The following is an 18382-nucleotide window of genomic DNA, read 5'->3' as shown; positions in this document are numbered from 1 at the left end:
ACACTTACATATCAAATTCCTTGATTTTTTTTATATTTTTTTAAAATAATATTTTATTAACTACAATATTACTATAAAGAACAAAAGACTGCACAATGTGCAGTCTTTTACCCTCGAACGACAAAGTCAAATCCCTATTAATAAGTCCAATAATAATCTTGCCCCTATATTACGGTAAAATATTAATGAGATTATAACAGATTTATAATACCATTAATAAAAGGGTTTAGTCAAGCTAAACCCTCATATCATCGCAAATTTAAGCATATTTTATTATTTATTGTCGTGGTTACATCCGCAACTTCCACCACAGCATTCATGATCTTCACCATGGCTGTGTCCTCCACAACATTCATGATCTTCATGGTCATGATCTTCTCCACATCCACAATCATGAGATGCTTCATGCTCTTTTACTAATTCTTCCATTTCGAAGAATTCTTTTACCATAACATCATACTCTGGAAGTGATTCTTCTGTATCATATTCTTCACCAGTCCAATTTGCATACATCATTTCATTTCCATTAGTTAAAACAGCTCTTCCTGCTAAAGTTATATTATCTACATCTTCTAAGAAATCTACCGCTTCTTGAGCTACTTCACCTTGTAAAGGTGTTTCTTCATCTAAACATTTTATAATCATAACAGGAGCGTAAAAATCTTCATTATCTTTTACGTTTACCATTATATCTATTACACCTTCTGCTCCTTCTTCAAATTCTGATAATGCTACATCTGTATCTATCATCTCTTGTGGAACAAATAAATCTTCCATTAAGTATTTTATAACTCTATCTTTTACTAATTCTTTTGACATAGTAAATCTCCTTTCATCTTTTGGTAATTTTACCTTTTAATAGTATACCATTTTTTTAATAATTTAACTAAATTTTTTGCTATTTATATTTAAATTTAAAGGTTTAATGCTTTTATACCCATCAATATAGTTTTTACTCTATTTTTGTATATATACTCTAATTTTTACATTATTGTAATTTATATATAATATTGACATAACTTAACAATGCATAAATGCTAGGCTTTATGATACTATAGTTACATCCAAGATATAGGCGCTGGGGGTAGCGCATCTTGTAGGTTACAAAACGGTAACATTTTCAAACAATTCATTTATAAAACTATAACATTAAAGAGGTGACTTAATTATGAATATCAAATTAAAAACATTATTATCATTAGGTGTAGTATCTATAATAGGTGCTTGTTCTACACTACCTATTAACGCAGCATCAAATGAAACTGTGTGTAAGAAAGTTTATTGCGACAATAAAAGTTATGTGGAATGCTTATCTGTAAATGTAAATGGCAAAGACTGTACAACACCTATAAAGCCTTTACACTACTTAATACAAGATATTTTAAATAATAAAGTGAAGTGTCCTACTTCACAAGCTAAACCATCTACTCCTAATGTAGATAACAATACTGAATCTAAGCCTGATTCTAAGCCAGAAGGTAATACAGATTCTAATGCAAGTAAACCATCTACTCCTAATGTAGACAATAATACTGGTTCTAAGCCTGATTCTAAACCAGAAGGCAATACTGGTTCTAATCAGGAATCTAAGCCTGAAGAAAAACCTGAACAACCTTCTAATCCATCTGGTAACTTTGCAAGTTTCCAAAAAGAAGTATTAGATTTAGTTAATAAGGAAAGAACAAGCAGAGGGCTTCAAGCTCTTAAGTTTAACTCTGAATTATCAAATGTAGCTACTTTAAAATCACAAGACATGATTGATAAGAACTACTTTGACCATACATCACCAACTTATGGTTCTCCATTTGACATGATGAAAAAATTCGGTATAAGCTATACTTCAGCTGGAGAAAACATAGCCATGGGACAAGAAACTCCACAAGAGGTTATGAATGCTTGGATGAATTCTGACGGTCATAGAAAGAATATACTTAACCCAGATTTCACTGAACTAGGTGTTGGTATAGCTGCAAAAGGTTCTTCTTTATACTGGACACAAATGTTTATAGGTAAATAATATAAAATAAATATAAAGCCTATAGCTTAAATTATTTAATAATTTAAGCTATAGGCTTTAATTGCGTATATCCCTCTATATACTTTCTTGTCTAATATTTTCTATTATACTTTCTTTGTTTAACTTTTTCATAGGTATATACGATGCAATAAATGTAACAGCAAATATGCCTAAAACACATACTAAAACTGCCTTCCATGGAAGTATCATGCCTAATTCTACAACGTCTCCAATAGTTTTATTCATAATTACATCAATTCCAATTGCTATAGGAACTCCATACATTAATGCTAAAACTCCATACAATAAACTTTCAAAGTAAATTATTCTATTAAATCCACTAGGCGTTGTACCTATAGATTTAATTATTGCAAATTCTCTTTTTCTTAGATTTATATTTGTACTTATTGTATTTACTATATTTATTATACTTACTAAAGATATAATAAATATAAATCCATATACAAATATTTTTACTACAATAATAGATGTCTCAATTTTTAATGATTCTTCTACTTCATCACGTACATCATATGCATATTTTTTGCCTATATCTTTTACTGCTTTCCTTGTATTTTCTTTTTTATCAGAGTATATGTATATATTTGAATCATTTATTTCATAAGCTAATTTTTTACCTACCTCATTATAAGTTATAAAATCTATTCCCATATAACTAGAATATTTACTTCCTATAGGTAAATCATCAGTAGTAGCTAAAACTTTTAATTTTATAGGATCTATTATTTCTTTATCCTTTTCATCACGATGCATTGTATATGCATCTATTGTATCTCCAACTTTATAATTAGTTAATGAAATATCATAAGATTTTCCAGGCTCTCTATAATAACTTTTATTTCTAAGTATTATACCATTTTCTTTTATAGCTGTTTCTTTATCAAATTTACCATCTTTTAATTTTATTGTTTTTATATCTTTATCTGATATAAATTGGAACATATTTTGTTCCATATTAAAGTCATATACAACTTCATTATTCTTAATTTTTTTTGAAAAAAAGTCGTCTATAATCTTTTTATATTTTTTATTTATATTATTTTCATTAACTTTTACACCTACTCCATAGTCATTAATAACACTAGTTCTCTTTATTCCATTTATTTTATTTAGATCTTCTATTATATCATTATTTTCTTGTAGACCACTTTTCCATAATCTTATATCATAAGTCATTTTACCTGTATTAGATTCATTAACTTTTTCAAATAAAGTTAAAAATCCACTAAATGATATAAATATAACTACACTAATTGTTAAAGAAAATAAAGTGATTCTAAATTTATTTTTGTTTCTTCTTAAATTTTTATATGCAAGAACACCTTCTGTTTTAAATAATAATTTAATCAATTTAGAGTTTTTTACTTTTCCTAATTTTAGATTACTACTGTTTCTTATACATTCAAGTGGTGATGTTTTAGCTGATTTAATGGCTGGAAATATTACTGATATAAATATTGTAAATAGTACAATTAATGCACTTAATACTATCATATATGGATTATAAACTAATCTTAAATTCAGGTTTCCAATTTGTGAATTATTAAATGATACTTGTATTAATTTTAATACTAAGTCAATAGCAAAAGTGCCTATGATTAGTCCCACTGGTATTCCTATCAAACTCACTATAATAGCTTCTATAAATACTAATTTCATGACTTGATTTTTAGTCGCACCTATAGAATTTAATACTCCAAATTGTTTTCTTCTCTCACTTGTTGATATACTAAATGAATTATATACTGTAGCCATTGTACATATAACAACTAATGCTATTACAATAAATATTGCTATACTTATTGTTTTATCAATATTTGCATAAGCACTTGCACCTTTTAATCTTAGTAACGGTTCATTAAATGATAGATTTTTATAATTTACACCATTATGATTTTCCTTTTCATCTAAGTTGCTACTGTTAAATTCTTCCTCTTTTAATCCTAAGTTCTTGGCTATAGATTCTGATATTTTATAAATTTCTTTTGGTTTATTGGCTGATACACCTATTTTAAATCTATCGTTTTTAGATTTACTATTTAAATCTAAGTATGTAATTGCACTTACAACATCATTTCCTATATCGTATCTAGATTTATTCATAATCCCAACTATTTTAAAATCTTTACTTTTTTTATTAACTATAGTTTCATGATCCCATACTATTGGATCATATAGATTCTTTCCATCTGCAGATAGCCTTTTTCCAATGTCTAGTGTTATATTATCTCCTACTTTTTTATTAATTAAAGGAATAGCACTTTCACTTATCACTATTTCCTTATTATTTGTTGGAAATCTACCTTCTCTTAGTTTTGCTTGATAGCTTTCAAAAGCATTTTTGTCATATTCTTTTACTTCAACTAAGTTTTTCTTTTTATTATTTAATTTTGAATATCCTAAATTACTAGTTACAAAGCTTTTAGATAAACCTGCACTATTTATTATAATATCTACATTATCTTTTTTCATATTATGAAACATAGCATGATAATCTCCCATATCAGCTATTGCTTCTCTAGTCTGATAATCTATAGCACTTTCAACCATATTACCTATTCCACAAATCAAAGATGTAGATAATATTATTCCTATTATTGTGACTATTGTTCTTTTCTTATTTTGTTTTAAATATCTTAACGTTAAGCTGTAATATAAGTTCATCTATATCACCTCATTAGCTGTAATCATTCCATCTTCTATAGATATCACTCTATCTGCTTGTAAGGCAATATTATTGTCATGAGTTATCATTATTAAAGTTTGATTGTATTTTTTGACTGATAACTTTAAAAGTTCAATTACTTCTTTAGAATTTTTGCTATCTAAATTTCCTGTTGGTTCATCTGCTAAAACTATTGCTGGTCTATTTATAAGTGATCTACCTATAGAAGTTCTTTGTTGTTGTCCTCCACTTAATTCATTTGGAAGATGATTTTCTCTTTCTTTCAATCCTAAAGTTTTTAATAAATCATTTAAATATTCTGTTTCTATTTTTCTATTATCAAGTTCTGCTGGTAATAATATATTTTCCTTCACACTAAGTACTGGAATCAAATTATAAAATTGATATATAATTCCTATATTTCTTCTTCTAAATATAGATAAGTCTTTTTCTTTTAAGTCATATATATCTACATCGTTTATAAATACATTTCCACTAGTTGGCTTATCAACTCCGCCTAATAAATGAAGTAGTGTACTTTTACCACTTCCACTAGGTCCTACTATTGCAACAAATTCTCCTTTATTTATTGATAAATTAATATTTTTTAAAGCATCTACTTTTGCTTCTCCCGTGCCATAACTCTTTGTTAAATTTTCAACTTTTAAAATTTCCATATAACCTTTACTCCTCATTTTGCAAATTTCACCTTATTTAGTTCATAATACTTATGTTACTTTTAATTTCTTAACTTAATTTTAAAGATATAAAATTACTTTAAAGTGAATTAAATATTACAAATTAGTCACTTAGATTTTATGGAATATTATATTAAACTGAGTTCCTTTGTTTTTTTCACTTTTGACATAAATATCACCATTTTGTCCTTCAATTATAGACTTTGCCATAGCTAGTCCAATACCTACGCTATCTTCTTTTGAACTACTTTTTCCTTTATAAAATCTTTTAAATATATGAGGTAAGTCTTTTTTATCTATCCCTTCTCCACTATCTTTTATTACAATTTCTGTGTATAAAGAATTTTCTTCATAACTAATGTCTAAGCTTCCACTAGAAAAAGTATGTTCTACACAATTTTTAATGATATTAACTAAAGCTTCTATAGACCAATCCATATCTCCTAAAAACATAGCTTCACTATCACCATTTATACTCACATCTATATTTTTAAGTTCTATTGGAATTAAACTTGGCTGAATAGACATTTTTATCAGTTCTAAAATATTTACTTTCTCATTTTTAAAATTTATTACTTTAGCTTCTACTTTTGAAAGCTTTAGCATGCTTTTTATCAGCCATTCCATTCTATTTAACTGAGATTTTATCTTTTCTAAAAACTCTATTTTAGATTCTTCTGGTAGGTCATCATACATTAAATCATTAAGTATTATAAGTGATGTCATAGGTGTCTTTAACTGATGTGAAATATCAGAAATAGTATCATTTAGAAATATCTTTTCTTTACTTAAAAGTTCTACTTTTTCTTTAAGTATATTAGTCATTTCCAAAAGTTCCGTTTTAAGGAGTCCTATCTGACCTTCCTGATTTTTATTTTTCATCTCAAATTTTTTACCTTCTGAACTATTGTATACATAGTCAGTCATATCTTTTATATCACTGTATATAGTCTTAAAGTAATGCATAACTAAGATTAAAATAGAAATAAATAGCACAAATATAGATAACAAATTTATACTAAATATATCCTTTATATTATCTCTTATAATTGGCTCATTATTTAATCTAATATTTTTATCATAGCTATATTTTTTTAGTATTTCTTTACCTAAACTTATATCCTCTTTTGATTTTCCTTGAGTTATTATACCTACTATATTACTTTCTAAATTAGGATGCTTTGAAAGTATAGATCCTATTATAGCTTGATTATTTTCTACTACCTTATCTTTTATTATGTTTACACTTATAAAGCTAACTCCTACACAAAGGATCACAGTAATCATAAATAATATAGTGTAATTTTTTATAAAACTTTTTATTTCAACATTAGATAGAAACACTATTTTCACTTCCGTTCCATTTATATCCTAATCCCCTTACTGTAAGTATGTATTTGGGATGACTTGAATCATCTTCTATTTTTTCTCTAAGTCTTTTTATATAAACAGTAATTGTATTGTCATTTACAAAATCACAAGCAACATCCCATAATTTTTCTAGTATTTTAGTTCTACTTAATACAACATTATTATTTTTAATTAATATTAATAATAGTTTGTACTCAACAGAGGTTAACAAAATTTCCTCTTCACCTTTGTAAACTCTAGCTTCTAAAGTATTTATAGTTAAGTCTTTAAATTTAATTACCTTTTTATTTTCATTACTACTGCCTTTTCTCCTAAGTACTGCATTCATCCTAGATATAAGCTCCCTAACTCTAAAAGGTTTGGTTATGTAATCATCTCCTCCAATATCTAGCCCCATAACTACATTCACTTCTTCATCACAAGCACTTAAAAATATTATAGGAGTATCTTGAGCTTCTCTAATTTCCTTGCAAAAATCGTAACCATTTCCATCTGGTAGCATTACATCTAAAAGAACTATATTATACTTTTTATCTTTAATATTGTTTCTACTTTTCTCTAAGTCATTGCATATATCAATATTAAATCCTTCTTTTTCTAGTGCATACTTTACTGCAAAAGATATTGCACTATCATCTTCTATCATAAGTACGTTTATCATTTTCTCACCTAATTTCATATTTATTTTAATCAAATTATAAATTAATTCGAGCTATCTATTAGCCCTAACCCAGTTACTTAATCCAATCTAATATTTTCATATAACTATTATCATATATTATTTTATTTAAAATTAATGTCGAAGTTTGTATTATATTCGATTTTTTTATATTAGCTAAGATGAGCTTTTCGAAAATAATATTACTCTTCTTTTTTATTTATAAAATATATATGTTTTTTATTTTGTTAATTAATCATTCCTTAGATGCATATATAATATTTGAGTAAGAACTCTAAAAATGTTATAATTTTGTAATCGTCAAAATTTACAAAATGCTTTATTATATTAGTATCTGTTTAAATTATTTTAAAGGAGATTAATTATGAGTTTAAAAAAGAGAGTTACGTCAATTATTATATGTTGTACTGTTATATTAGGAAGTTTTAGTTTAGTATTCGCAGATTCTTCAAGAGTTGTTACTTTAGGAGCTAACTTAAGTTCTGAGCAAAAGCAAACTATGCTGAAATACTTCGGTGTAAATCAAAATGATGCAGTTATACTTGAAGTAAATAACCAAGAAGAAAGAAAGTATTTACAAGGTATAGCACCTGAAGCTCAAATAGGAACTAAAACTTATTCTTGTGCTTATGTTGAACCTACTAAGGCAGGAAGTGGAATAAACGTAAAAACAGCAAATATTACGTGGGTTACTTCAGCTATGATAGCTAGTACACTTGCTAGTTTAGGTATAACTGATGCTAACTGTGTAATAGCTGCTAATTTCCCTGTAAGTGGAACAGGAGCCCTTACTGGTGTAATGAAGGCCTATGAGGATGCTACTGGTAAGCCTCTAGATGAAAATAAGAAGGAAATAGCTACAGAAGAACTAGTTGTAACTGGAGACTTAGGCCAAGATATAGGTCAAGATAAAGCTACAGGAATAGTTAATGATGTAAAAACACAAGTTATTAAGAATAATACTAGCGATACAGTTCAAATCGCAGATACAATAAATAATATTACTAATAACTATAATGTAACATTATCACCTGAACAACAAAAGCAATTAGAAGATTTAATGCTTAAAATTTCTAAGCAAGATTATGACTACGGTAAAATGAAAGATACTTTAAATAGCGTATCAGATACTGTAAATGAAAATTTAAAAGATCTAGGCGAAAGTGTAAACAATTCAGGTATATTAGATACCGTTAAAGGATGGTTTACTGGAATTGGAGATTGGTTTGCTGGATTGACAGGTTCTAAAGATAAAAATCTAGGTATATTAGAAAATACAAATGATAGTTTACTTGGTGAAAATGCACACATAGATGCTACTAACAAAGATGCTATAAATTTACCTTCTAGTGAACAAGTTGAAGGATTCTTTGGTAAGGTATGGCATTGGTTTACAGGATTATTCAATGGAGATTCTAACAACTCAGAAAATAGTAACAACAATAATACAACTGAAACAAGTTCTCCAAATGAAAACCCTGAGCAATCTAATGAATCTAATTCTAATGAAGTTAACAACAGTGAAAATGTAGATTTAAATAATAATTCAAGTACAAACCCAGTTGAAAACCAAAATAATAACGCAGACAATAATACACAACAAAATAACTAAAATAAAAAGGCAGATAAATTGTTATCTGCCTTTTATATTATCCTATAGTCTTTACCAACTCTTCTTCACCTAATATGCGCGTTATTCTAACTCCGAAATTCTCATCTACAATTACAACTTGTCCATAACCAATTTTTCTACCATTTACATTGATTTCAACTTCTTGTCCTTCAAATGTATCTAGCTCAATTAAAGACCCTTTTGATAACTCAAATATGTCTTTTAATGCTATTTTCGTTCTACCAAGTACCGCACTTACTTTAAGTTCTATATCTAATACTCTATCAAAATTTTCACTCATATGATTACACTTCCTTTTTTACACTATCTGTTATAATAACACCACGCTTATTTTTAATAAGCCCTGGTTTGCATTTAAAAGATCTTGCGCCTCCTACATTAAGGTCTATATCTCCATCTATTTTAGTATCTAGAGTTATAACATCTCCAAGCTTTAAGTCTAATAACTCTTCTACACTTATTTCAGTTCTACCTAATACTGCAATCATTTCTGCACTTGTTCCACAAATTTTATTATAAATAGCATTTGTGAATTCAAAGTCATATTCAATATTTTTACTTTTAAAAAGTCTTTTTGGCTCTAATTGCTCTAATACCGGTTCCATACAACTGTATGGGTTGCAGAAAGACATTCTACCTACTTCTTTATTTCCATCCATCATTCTCATGTGAGATATTAATACCGACTCACTAACTGGATATTTTTTACTAGACCCTACATTTGTGTAAACATTAGAAACCTCTCTATGATCACAACCTTCAAATATATGCATTTTAGTTAAAAACTTACTACCTATATAAGATATTAACTCTCGGTCTACTTCTGTTAACTCTCTATTGTAATCACTGAATACTCCATCTCCTCCAAGTATTAAATCTACAAATGTAAGCGCAACACTCTTATCAATTTGATATATAAGACCTTGAATTAGTGGTTGTATTGAATGTTCAATAATTACTGAGTCATTAGAAATCATGTTCATAAACTCTTCGTAGTTTGTTTGTTCTATTTTTTCTAATTTACACACTATATTAGGTCTTTTTAATTCATAAGCTACAAATAAATTTATATTCTTACAAAATTCTTCTTCTATTATAGATAAGAACCTCATATTTCCTGTAGAATATCTTTGCGGCTTTTTAAAGTCATATACAACAATTCCTTGGCTCATAATATATCTTTATCTCCTCTATAAATTTCATTGCTTTAAAAGGTCATATACAGTTTTTCATACTTTAAGACTATAAATAAATCTTTGGATAATATAAAATAACCTCTTATACTTTAATTTTATAACTTAGATAAAGCTGATACTATGATTTCCTCTTTAAATGGCTTTACAATAAATCCTTTTGCTCCATATATTATAGCTTCTTTCATTCTAGCTTCTTGTCCTAACGCCGAAACCATTACTACAGAAGCTGCTGGATCAATTTTTTTAATTTCTCTTAATGCTTGTAATCCATCCATTTCTGGCATAGTTATATCTAATGTTACTATGTCTGGTTGTAATTCTTGATATTTTTCAATGGCCATTACTCCATTTTCTGCTTCTCCTACTATTTCAAAATCATAATTTTGAAGCATCGTACGTATAGACATACGCATAAATGCTGCATCATCAACTATTAATACTCTTTTCATAATTTCTTCCTCCATTTATGTCAATTATTATCTTTTTTATTTTTTATTTTATATTTTTCTATATACTGATGGTTTAACTCTTTGAAAATCAGTTTGCAGGTTAGATAAATTTTCAGACATACCTATAATCAAATACCCTCCAGGTTTAAGTGAGTCATATAATCTTTTTATTAATCTTTGCTTTGTAGGTGTATCGAAGTATATCATTACATTTCTGCAAAAAATAACATCATATTTACCTTTTTCCCAACCTAAACTATTATTTAAATTAAAATATTTAAAATCAATTAACTGTTTTACATTGTCATCAATCATATAGTTTTTTTCACTTACTTTTTTAAAAAAACTCTTTTTCCATACAACTGGTAACTTTGATATTTTATCTTCTGAATAAACTCCAGCCTTTGCTTGTTTTAATACATTATCAGAAATATCTGATGCAGTTATACTAACTTTAAATTTTGAACTTTTTCCAAGTATAGATGATACTAACATCGCAATACAATAAGGCTCTTCTCCTGTAGATGATGCGGCTGACCAAATTTTAATTCCACCAGCATGAGGTCTTTTTAAGCTAGGCATCAGTATTTCATTTTTTAAAAAATCATAATGTTGCTCTTCTCTCATAAAATATGTAAAATTTGTAGTAAGCTTCTCTACAAGTGTTGATGCTTGTTCTCCTGTACTGTCTTTCATTAGATTATCTATATAACTTTTAAAATCCGTAAATCCTAGTTTTTTTACCATTAATAATAATCTAGTTTCTATTAATGTTCTTTTGTTTTCTAAGTTTATTCCATAGTTATTATACATATAATTTTTTAGGCGTAAAAAATCTTGATTAGTTAGTTCCATCGTTAACATCCTCTATAATTTTCACTAAAGAATCGCAGTCTAATATCATTTGAACATCATCATTAATTTCACTAACACCTTTTATAAAGTTTTGTTTGTAGTCTTCTTTACTTGAGTTCATTTTCATAATTTGATTAGGCAAAATAGTAATAACTTCATTTACTGCGTCAACAATTAGTCCAATTTTTTCCATACCATTCTCTATTATAATTATACACGTTCTTTCATTATAGTCTATAGGTTCTATATCAAATCTCATTCTAGCATCCATAACAGGTATAATATTACTTCTTAAATTTATAATACCCTTCATATATTCAGGAAGAAAAGGAACCTTTGTTATTGGTAATACCTCAATAATTTCTATAATGTAATTTGATGATAGTGCATATTTTTGCCCGTTTATAATAAACACCATGTATAAATCATCAATTTTACCTTCTATTATTTCATCATTTGCATTCACAAATAATACACCCTCCTTTTAAATAACTTTTTCGCGTTTTCCAACACTCTTAATAGTTAGCTTATTTGTAAGAGTATCAAAGACAATAGTCCTTCCACAAGAACCTAATACATCTTCAGAAACAATAGAAATATTCAACTTAGCTAACGTCTCTTTGCATGATTTTACATTTTTTTCTCCAATAGTAAAAATACTGCTACTAGAGTTTTTAAAATTAAACATATGTGCACCACCAGCTAACTTAGCTCTTATAAGCCTTTGGTTAGCTCCAGATTTTATCATTTGTTCATATAATAAATAAATTCCACTATCTGCATACTTCGATTTGTTATCCATTTTTTTATCAACCTTTGAATCTGGAAGCAAAATATGTACTAATCCTGCAATCTTATTTATTTCATCATACAAAACTACGCCACAACATGAACCAAGTCCAACAGTCATTATCTTTTCTGGTGCTCTTACAATGTTAGATTCTGCTATTCCTACTGTTATAATTTTCATTAACTGTTCTCCTAACAAGCAAAACCTAGTGAGGATAGTAATTTTTCACATGACTCAACTTTAGGAATAAAATAATATTTACCTTCTATATTGTTATCTGTCGTAAAGAAATCAGTTTCTATACATAATATTGAATCTGAAACTGGCCCATATAATGATATAGGTAGATTCATAATTGCTCTGACCATGTCTACACTAAAATATGGAATAGAAGGATCAATGCTTAAACTAGTCATATCTGATATTGCTGTTAAGTATGTACCACATAATATGTTGCAAATTTCTCCTATTGAACTTAATTCTTTACGTACTAAATCATAATCTTCTTTATCAAATTCTAGGTTAGTTCCAGTTACTTTTGATAGTAAATTAATAGCAGAATCAAGTTTCATTATAACCAGTATAAAACCTTCCATGTCTCCTGATAATTGTAAAACAGTTCCTACAACTAACTCTTCTGGAGAATCATAACTATTAGTTATATCAGAAAAACTGATTAAATCACTCTTTGGTATTCCTATATCTACAATCTCATTTAACATCATACCTAATGAAGTAGATGCATTTCCTGATCCTATATTACTAATTTCTCGAAATACATTTAATTTATCACATTCAAAGTTCATATATACCCACTTTCTATCTACTCTTTATCTCTTATTGTAGATTCTGATCTTTTTAATTGATTTAATATTGCATTTGGTATCATATCTAAAGAAGTTTCTTTCAAAACTGCTCCAATATTTTTTGCTGCCATAGGCATTCCATAAACAACACATGAATGCCTATTTTGCCCTAATGTATATCCACCTGCATTCTTTATATCAAGTAGTCCTTTAGCTCCATCGGATCCCATTCCCGTTAAAATAATACCTATAGTATTTTTTTTCGAAGCTTTTGCTACTGATTGAAATAAATAATCTACTGAAGGGCAGTGTCCAGTGACTTTTTCACCCTCTTTAATTTCTAATACATATTTATTATTTCTTTTTTCAACTCCCATTTGTAAAGCTCCAGGAGCTATATATGCATGCCCACTTAAAATTTCTTGCCCATCTTTACCTTCACATACATTTATAACGCACTCTTTATCTAACCTCTCTGCATATCTTTGAGTAAATACAGGTGGCATATGTTGAGTTATTACTATTCCTGGTAAGCCAGCTGGTAACTGTTTTAAAAGTTTTCCAACAGCTTCTACTCCTCCCATGGAAGCTCCAATAGCAATTATATCTGTATTAGATTTACTTCTTATATTTCTTGTCACACTTTTTTTATTTGCAACAGTGCTAGGTTTATTTAAATTATTTCTTGAGTAATTATCTTTAACTAGTTTAGCTACAGATGCCTCTTTTATTTTACTTGCTAAGTCGTTTGCAAAATTGTTCATTCCTCTTGAATCTGGTTTTTCTACAAATCCAACTGCTCCTGCATTTATTGCCTCAAAGCATCTATCATCTGCTCCACTTATAACAATAGTTGGTATTGGGCATTGTTCCATTAAAATTTTTAAAAACTCAATACCACTCATACCTGGCATCTCAATGTCTAATGTCAATACATCTGGTCTTAGTTCAATTATTTTATCTCTAGCTTCATAAGGGTCTTTAGCTGTTCCTACAATCTCTAATTCTGAAAATTCTTGAAGATACTTAGCTATGACACGACGAAATATACTAGAATCATCAATTATTAGAACTTTTATTTTTTTATTTACTTCCATATAACGTCTCTCCTTCTGAGTATTTACGATGTCGTCTAACTTTAGTTTGATTTTTTTATTACTCGCTTATAATTGCATTTGCATCAATTATCAAGCTAATAGATCCATCTTCTAATATAGAACATCCAGACATATATGATTGAATTTTTTCAAATTGTGTTAATAATTCTGGTATAGGTTTTATTACCACTTGTTGCTGCCCAATAATTCCATCAACAATGATACAAACATTACCTATTTCAGATTCAACTAAAATCATAATTCCATTGTCATTTTTTTCAGTATCTATTCCTAATATGTTTGATAGTCTTCTAATCTCATAGCAGTTTCCTCTTATTATACTGTGTTCTTCTCCATTTGGATTTTTAACTATCTCATAAGCACCTTGTCTAAATACTTCTTTTATGTTAAGTGATGGTATTATATATATTTCATTACCTACTCTAACTTTCATTCCATCAACAATTGCTAAAGTTAAAGGAATTCTAATTACTATATTAGTACCTTGTCCTTTTTCACTATCAATAGCTATCGAACCTCTTAGTTGTCTTATGTTAGTATATACAACATCCATTCCAACTCCTCTACCAGAATACTCACTTACAGCTTCCTTTGTAGAGAATCCAGGTGCTAGTATAAAGTTATAAGCTTCTTTGTCACTTATTTCATCTATACTTTTACTTGTGATTCCTTTTTCTATAGCCTTTTTAACAATTGCTTCTTTATTTAATCCTCTACCGTCATCTTTTATTATTATAACTACATCTCCGCCAGTGTTTTTAGCTTCTAATAGTATAGTTGCTTTCTCTGGTTTTGAAGTTTGTTGACGTTCCTCTGGAGTTTCTATTCCATGGTCCATACTATTTCTAATCATGTGCATTAATGGATCAGATATGTTCTCAAGAATATTTTTATCAACTTCAGTTTGATCTCCCACTAATTTTAACTCTACTGATTTACCAGTTTTTCTGCTCATATCTCTTACAACTCTTTGCATTTTTGTAAAAGTTGAAGATATAGGAACCATTCTCATAGACATTACTACATCTTGTAATTCAGTTGTTAACTGATGTAATCTTCTAGCTTGCTTTTCAAAATTATCACGATTGAAATTCTCTAGCTGAGATTGTTTTTCTACCATAGATTCTGTTGTTACAATCTCTCCTACTAAGTTCATCAGCATATCAATTTTACTTATATTGACACTTAAGTAGTTATTCTTGCTGTGTGTGTGATGTTGATTTTCCTCTTGTTTTGAATCCTTTTTTGTAGCCTTATTTTCATCATTTGCTTTTTCATTTTTTCCTTCTTTATTAGCTTTACTTTCTTCTTCAATATGTTGAATATCTTCTTCAACAACTATTTCTTCCTTTATTTCCTCTGTTTTAACTTCAGGAACAATAGTTTCTTCTACTACTGTTGCAGCTATTTCTTCTTCACTTGAAGAACTTATATTAAATACACTTTCTAATTCAGTTGCATCTGTAACTTCTTGTATTTCTAAACTTTCTAAGAACATAGTTTCTTTTATGCATTGTTCTATTGACTCTTTTTCTTCTTGTGTACTTAAATATATTCTAAACCCATCATTTATTATTTCATTATCACATTCAACTTCTAAGTTTTCGGGAATTGTTTTTATAAATGAACACTTACTTTCTATCATAGCAAGTACTCCTAGAGCTCTAATTCCCTCCATGCCGCAGCCATTTTCAAATGAAACTTTAGCATAAAACTGTTTTTCTCCATCCTTAGGCATTTTTATCTCAATTTTTTCTTCTAGCTCACTACTTTGTTCTATATCTTTTTCTTCACTTTCAGATTCTTCTTTTAATAACCCTCCTACTCTTTCAAGTAGTTCATCTATACTGGCTTCTGGAAGTAATCCATCCTGAACATTTAATATTTCTTCCTTTAAAAAATCTATACTTACTAAAACTACATCAACTAGTTCTTCCCACTTATTGTTAGAAAGTTCTCTTCCATTTCGTATTTCATCAAAAACATCTTCTATGCTATGTGTAAGCTTAGTTAAACTATCATATCCCATCATAGCTGAAGACCCTTTAATAGTATGCATTGCACGGAAAATTTCTTCAATTTCTTCTTTTCCTAATTTTCCTGTATCAGATTGCCCAACAAGTAGAATTTCTTCTAATTGTTCTAGTAATTGCATATTTTCATGAACATAAAATTCATTTAAAGAATCCATTCCGCTCATACTCTGTCTCCTTTATTAATTAAACTTTTAAATTTTTAATCATTCGTAGCAAAATAATTTACTTCGTTTTTGTTAAAATCTATATTTTTATTTGAATCTCTTAAAACAAACTTATCTATAAGTGATTTTAGCATTTGAGCTTGTCCACTTAATTCTTCACTTGCTGCTGCACTTTCTTCTGATGTTGCTGAGTTTGTTTGTACAACTTCAGAAATTTGATCTACACCCACTGTAACTTGAGCAATTGAATTAGCCTCATCTTCAGATGCTTTTGCTATATCATTAACTAGTGCAGTAGTTTTGCTTGTTGTATTTATTATCTTTTGAAGCGACTGAGCTGTGTTATCTACAATTTTAGTTCCATTTCCTACTGCTTCTATTGAATTTTCAATTAATGTAGATGTATTCTTCGCTGCTTCTGCTGATTTTGCTGCTAGATTTCTTACTTCATCTGCAACTACTGCAAATCCTTTACCAGCTTCTCCTGCTCTTGCTGCTTCTACTGCTGCATTTAATGCTAATATGTTAGTTTGGAATGCTATATCATCTATTGTTTTTATTATTCTTCCTATTTCATTAGATGTAAATGATATATCTTCCATTGCTTTAACCATTTCTTTCATTTGCTCATTACCATCTTTAACTTGGTTAGCTGCATTTAAAGTTAATGAGTTAGCTTTTTTTGCATTTTCTGCAGTTCCTTTTATTTTTTCAGATATTTCATTTATAGTAGAAGATAATTCTTCAATTGCACTCGCTTGTTCTGTTGCCCCTTGTGATAACATTTGAGATCCACTAGCAACTTGATCTGATGCAGCTCCAACCTCTTCAGATGCTATGTTTATTTGTTCCATTGTTTCGCTTAAATCATTTGTTATCTTGTTTATAGATTTTTCAATATATTTAAAAACTCCTATATATTCAGCTTTAGTATCTGTATTGAAATTTCCCGATGAAACATCACCTAAAACTCTAACAGTATCTTCTATAATATCTTTTATTTTATTGCTCATTTGAGTCATGCTATTTGATAAAACCCCTAATTCATCCTTTGACTCATAATTTAAATCAATATCAAAATCTCCAACCGCCATTTTATTAGCAGCTACTTCTAATTCTTCAATTGGTTTTTTTAAGCTCTTTGTAATGTAAATACATATAATAGCTCCTGATGCTATACTAATCACATTTAAAGTTGTTGATATAATTTGTGAAGTTTTCACTGATGCAGATACATCCTTATCAAAATCATTCCCTATTTTTTCAGCCTCTTTAAAAAGATTTTCTGATGTTTCTGTACATGCAGTAAATACTTGTGCATATCCAGTAAGATCTATTTCAGTCATAGGTCCTTTAAAATTTGGTTGTTGAGTTGTATTATATATTTTTTCATACTCTTGCTTTAATTGTTTTGCATTCTCCTCGATACTATCAAGATATTGACTAATTTTTTTATTTTCTATAGCTTTTTCAGGTCCACTTCTTATATTTTGAATTGTTTTTTCAAGACTATCAAACTCTGCTAAAACTAACTTTCTTGTTTCTACATGCTCATTATCTGCAAACCCACCATTTATTCTTCTTGAAATTCCAACTAAATCTCTACGTATTCCCATGGCATCAGTTGTTAATTCATATGGTCCTTCAAATAACTCATGGCTTACTCTCCCTGCTTCTTTCAAATTATATAATGTATATAAATTTGAAACTGTTGTAAGCACTAATAAAATTACAAAACAGATACCTAACTTTTTACCTATTTTTAAATCCTTCATGTGTATGCCTCCCCGTACTTCATTTTGAATAAAGTTAATAAAATTAGTTCATTTAATAAAACAGTTTATCTTATTTTTTATACGGATAAATACATGCATACTTTAGAAT

The 18382-nt window shown here is 28.3% G+C and carries 17 protein-coding genes; 2 read left to right on the top strand and 15 right to left on the bottom strand.

The annotated features are described in order from the left end of the window. Positions 1–273: 273 nt before the first annotated feature. Positions 274–819 (bottom strand): type I restriction enzyme HsdR N-terminal domain-containing protein, encoded by a 546-nt coding sequence (locus RWY47_RS08315; RefSeq protein ID WP_021429529.1) that lies wholly within the window; start codon positions 817–819, stop codon positions 274–276. A 349-nt stretch (positions 820–1168) separates the two neighbouring features. Between RWY47_RS08315 and RWY47_RS08310 the strand changes: the two genes are divergently transcribed. Beyond that, positions 1169–2017 (top strand): CAP domain-containing protein, encoded by an 849-nt coding sequence (locus RWY47_RS08310; RefSeq protein ID WP_150843123.1) that lies wholly within the window; start codon positions 1169–1171, stop codon positions 2015–2017. Positions 2018–2092: 75 nt separating this feature from the next. Here the strand turns inward: RWY47_RS08310 and RWY47_RS08305 are convergent, their stop codons facing one another. The 4 genes from RWY47_RS08305 to RWY47_RS08290 form a co-directional block, all read right to left on the bottom strand. After that, a complete protein-coding gene (locus RWY47_RS08305; protein ID WP_224170428.1) occupies positions 2093–4702 on the bottom strand; it encodes an ABC transporter permease in 2610 nt (869 codons plus the stop codon). Further along, positions 4703–5380: an ABC transporter ATP-binding protein gene (locus RWY47_RS08300; RefSeq protein ID WP_224170427.1), complete on the bottom strand. Its 678-nt coding sequence runs from the start codon at positions 5378–5380 to the stop codon at positions 4703–4705. Positions 5381–5512: 132 nt separating this feature from the next. Next, a complete protein-coding gene (locus RWY47_RS08295; RefSeq protein ID WP_316030290.1) occupies positions 5513–6745 on the bottom strand; it encodes a sensor histidine kinase in 1233 nt (410 codons plus the stop codon). After that, on the bottom strand, positions 6732–7433 hold the full coding sequence (locus RWY47_RS08290; RefSeq protein WP_150887152.1) for a response regulator transcription factor: 702 nt from the start codon (positions 7431–7433) through the stop codon (positions 6732–6734). The genes RWY47_RS08295 and RWY47_RS08290 overlap by 14 nt, the downstream gene beginning before the upstream one ends. A gap of 382 nt (positions 7434–7815) precedes the next feature. Between RWY47_RS08290 and RWY47_RS08285 the strand changes: the two genes are divergently transcribed. Then, complete coding sequence (locus RWY47_RS08285) at positions 7816–9063, top strand: DUF1002 domain-containing protein (protein ID WP_224170425.1); 1248 nt, start codon at positions 7816–7818, stop codon at positions 9061–9063. A 37-nt stretch (positions 9064–9100) separates the two neighbouring features. On the opposite strand, the gene fliN is transcribed toward RWY47_RS08285, so the two are convergent. The 10 genes from fliN to RWY47_RS08235 form a co-directional block, all read right to left on the bottom strand. Beyond that, complete coding sequence (gene fliN / locus RWY47_RS08280; protein WP_021429427.1) at positions 9101–9364, bottom strand: flagellar motor switch protein FliN; 264 nt, start codon at positions 9362–9364, stop codon at positions 9101–9103. Between the two features lie 4 nt (positions 9365–9368). Beyond that, positions 9369–10256: a flagellar motor switch protein FliM gene (locus RWY47_RS08275; protein WP_021429527.1), complete on the bottom strand. Its 888-nt coding sequence runs from the start codon at positions 10254–10256 to the stop codon at positions 9369–9371. 119 nt (positions 10257–10375) lie between these two features. Continuing rightward, positions 10376–10729, bottom strand: a complete 354-nt coding sequence (locus RWY47_RS08270; protein WP_021429429.1) for a response regulator — start codon at positions 10727–10729, stop codon at positions 10376–10378. Between the two features lie 48 nt (positions 10730–10777). Further along, positions 10778–11584 (bottom strand): CheR family methyltransferase, encoded by an 807-nt coding sequence (locus RWY47_RS08265; protein WP_021429476.1) that lies wholly within the window; start codon positions 11582–11584, stop codon positions 10778–10780. After that, a complete protein-coding gene (locus RWY47_RS08260; RefSeq protein ID WP_021429450.1) occupies positions 11571–12050 on the bottom strand; it encodes a chemotaxis protein CheW in 480 nt (159 codons plus the stop codon). Before RWY47_RS08260 ends, RWY47_RS08265 begins: the two co-directional genes overlap by 14 nt. 18 nt (positions 12051–12068) lie before the next feature. Then, positions 12069–12554, bottom strand: coding sequence for a chemotaxis protein CheD (locus RWY47_RS08255; RefSeq protein ID WP_021429432.1), 486 nt, complete (start codon positions 12552–12554; stop codon positions 12069–12071). 11 nt (positions 12555–12565) lie between these two features. Further along, positions 12566–13180, bottom strand: a complete 615-nt coding sequence (locus tag RWY47_RS08250) for a chemotaxis protein CheC (RefSeq protein ID WP_021429539.1) — start codon at positions 13178–13180, stop codon at positions 12566–12568. Between the two features lie 17 nt (positions 13181–13197). Then, entirely contained in the window at positions 13198–14277 is a 1080-nt protein-coding gene (locus RWY47_RS08245) for a protein-glutamate methylesterase/protein-glutamine glutaminase (RefSeq protein ID WP_025162744.1), read from the bottom strand. 58 nt (positions 14278–14335) lie between these two features. Beyond that, positions 14336–16498, bottom strand: coding sequence for a chemotaxis protein CheA (locus RWY47_RS08240; protein WP_150843125.1), 2163 nt, complete (start codon positions 16496–16498; stop codon positions 14336–14338). A gap of 35 nt (positions 16499–16533) precedes the next feature. Then, complete coding sequence (locus tag RWY47_RS08235) at positions 16534–18273, bottom strand: methyl-accepting chemotaxis protein (RefSeq protein WP_021429504.1); 1740 nt, start codon at positions 18271–18273, stop codon at positions 16534–16536. Positions 18274–18382 lie beyond the last annotated feature (109 nt).

The sequence above is a fragment of the Paraclostridium sp. MRS3W1 genome (genome assembly GCF_032465715.1).
Taxonomy (GTDB): domain Bacteria; phylum Bacillota; class Clostridia; order Peptostreptococcales; family Peptostreptococcaceae; genus Paraclostridium; species Paraclostridium dentum.
Note: the sequence above shows the minus strand (reverse complement) of the source record. Positions and strands in the feature narration are given on the sequence as shown.

Excerpts from the sequence above, each read along its gene's own strand:
- RWY47_RS08315 (WP_021429529.1), bottom strand. The coding sequence starts at position 819 with ATGTCAAAAGAATTAGTAAAAGATAGAGTTATAAAATACTTAATGGAA.
- RWY47_RS08310 (WP_150843123.1), top strand. The coding sequence starts at position 1,169 with ATGAATATCAAATTAAAAACATTATTATCATTAGGTGTAGTATCTATA.
- RWY47_RS08305 (WP_224170428.1), bottom strand. The coding sequence starts at position 4,702 with ATGAACTTATATTACAGCTTAACGTTAAGATATTTAAAACAAAATAAG.
- RWY47_RS08300 (WP_224170427.1), bottom strand. The coding sequence starts at position 5,380 with ATGGAAATTTTAAAAGTTGAAAATTTAACAAAGAGTTATGGCACGGGA.
- RWY47_RS08290 (WP_150887152.1), bottom strand. The coding sequence starts at position 7,433 with ATGATAAACGTACTTATGATAGAAGATGATAGTGCAATATCTTTTGCA.
- RWY47_RS08285 (WP_224170425.1), top strand. The coding sequence starts at position 7,816 with ATGAGTTTAAAAAAGAGAGTTACGTCAATTATTATATGTTGTACTGTT.
- fliN (WP_021429427.1), bottom strand. The coding sequence starts at position 9,364 with ATGAGTGAAAATTTTGATAGAGTATTAGATATAGAACTTAAAGTAAGT.
- RWY47_RS08275 (WP_021429527.1), bottom strand. The coding sequence starts at position 10,256 with ATGAGCCAAGGAATTGTTGTATATGACTTTAAAAAGCCGCAAAGATAT.
- RWY47_RS08270 (WP_021429429.1), bottom strand. The coding sequence starts at position 10,729 with ATGAAAAGAGTATTAATAGTTGATGATGCAGCATTTATGCGTATGTCT.
- RWY47_RS08265 (WP_021429476.1), bottom strand. The coding sequence starts at position 11,584 with ATGGAACTAACTAATCAAGATTTTTTACGCCTAAAAAATTATATGTAT.
- RWY47_RS08255 (WP_021429432.1), bottom strand. The coding sequence starts at position 12,554 with ATGAAAATTATAACAGTAGGAATAGCAGAATCTAACATTGTAAGAGCA.
- RWY47_RS08250 (WP_021429539.1), bottom strand. The coding sequence starts at position 13,180 with ATGAACTTTGAATGTGATAAATTAAATGTATTTCGAGAAATTAGTAAT.
- RWY47_RS08245 (WP_025162744.1), bottom strand. The coding sequence starts at position 14,277 with ATGGAAGTAAATAAAAAAATAAAAGTTCTAATAATTGATGATTCTAGT.
- RWY47_RS08240 (WP_150843125.1), bottom strand. The coding sequence starts at position 16,498 with ATGAGCGGAATGGATTCTTTAAATGAATTTTATGTTCATGAAAATATG.
- RWY47_RS08235 (WP_021429504.1), bottom strand. The coding sequence starts at position 18,273 with ATGAAGGATTTAAAAATAGGTAAAAAGTTAGGTATCTGTTTTGTAATT.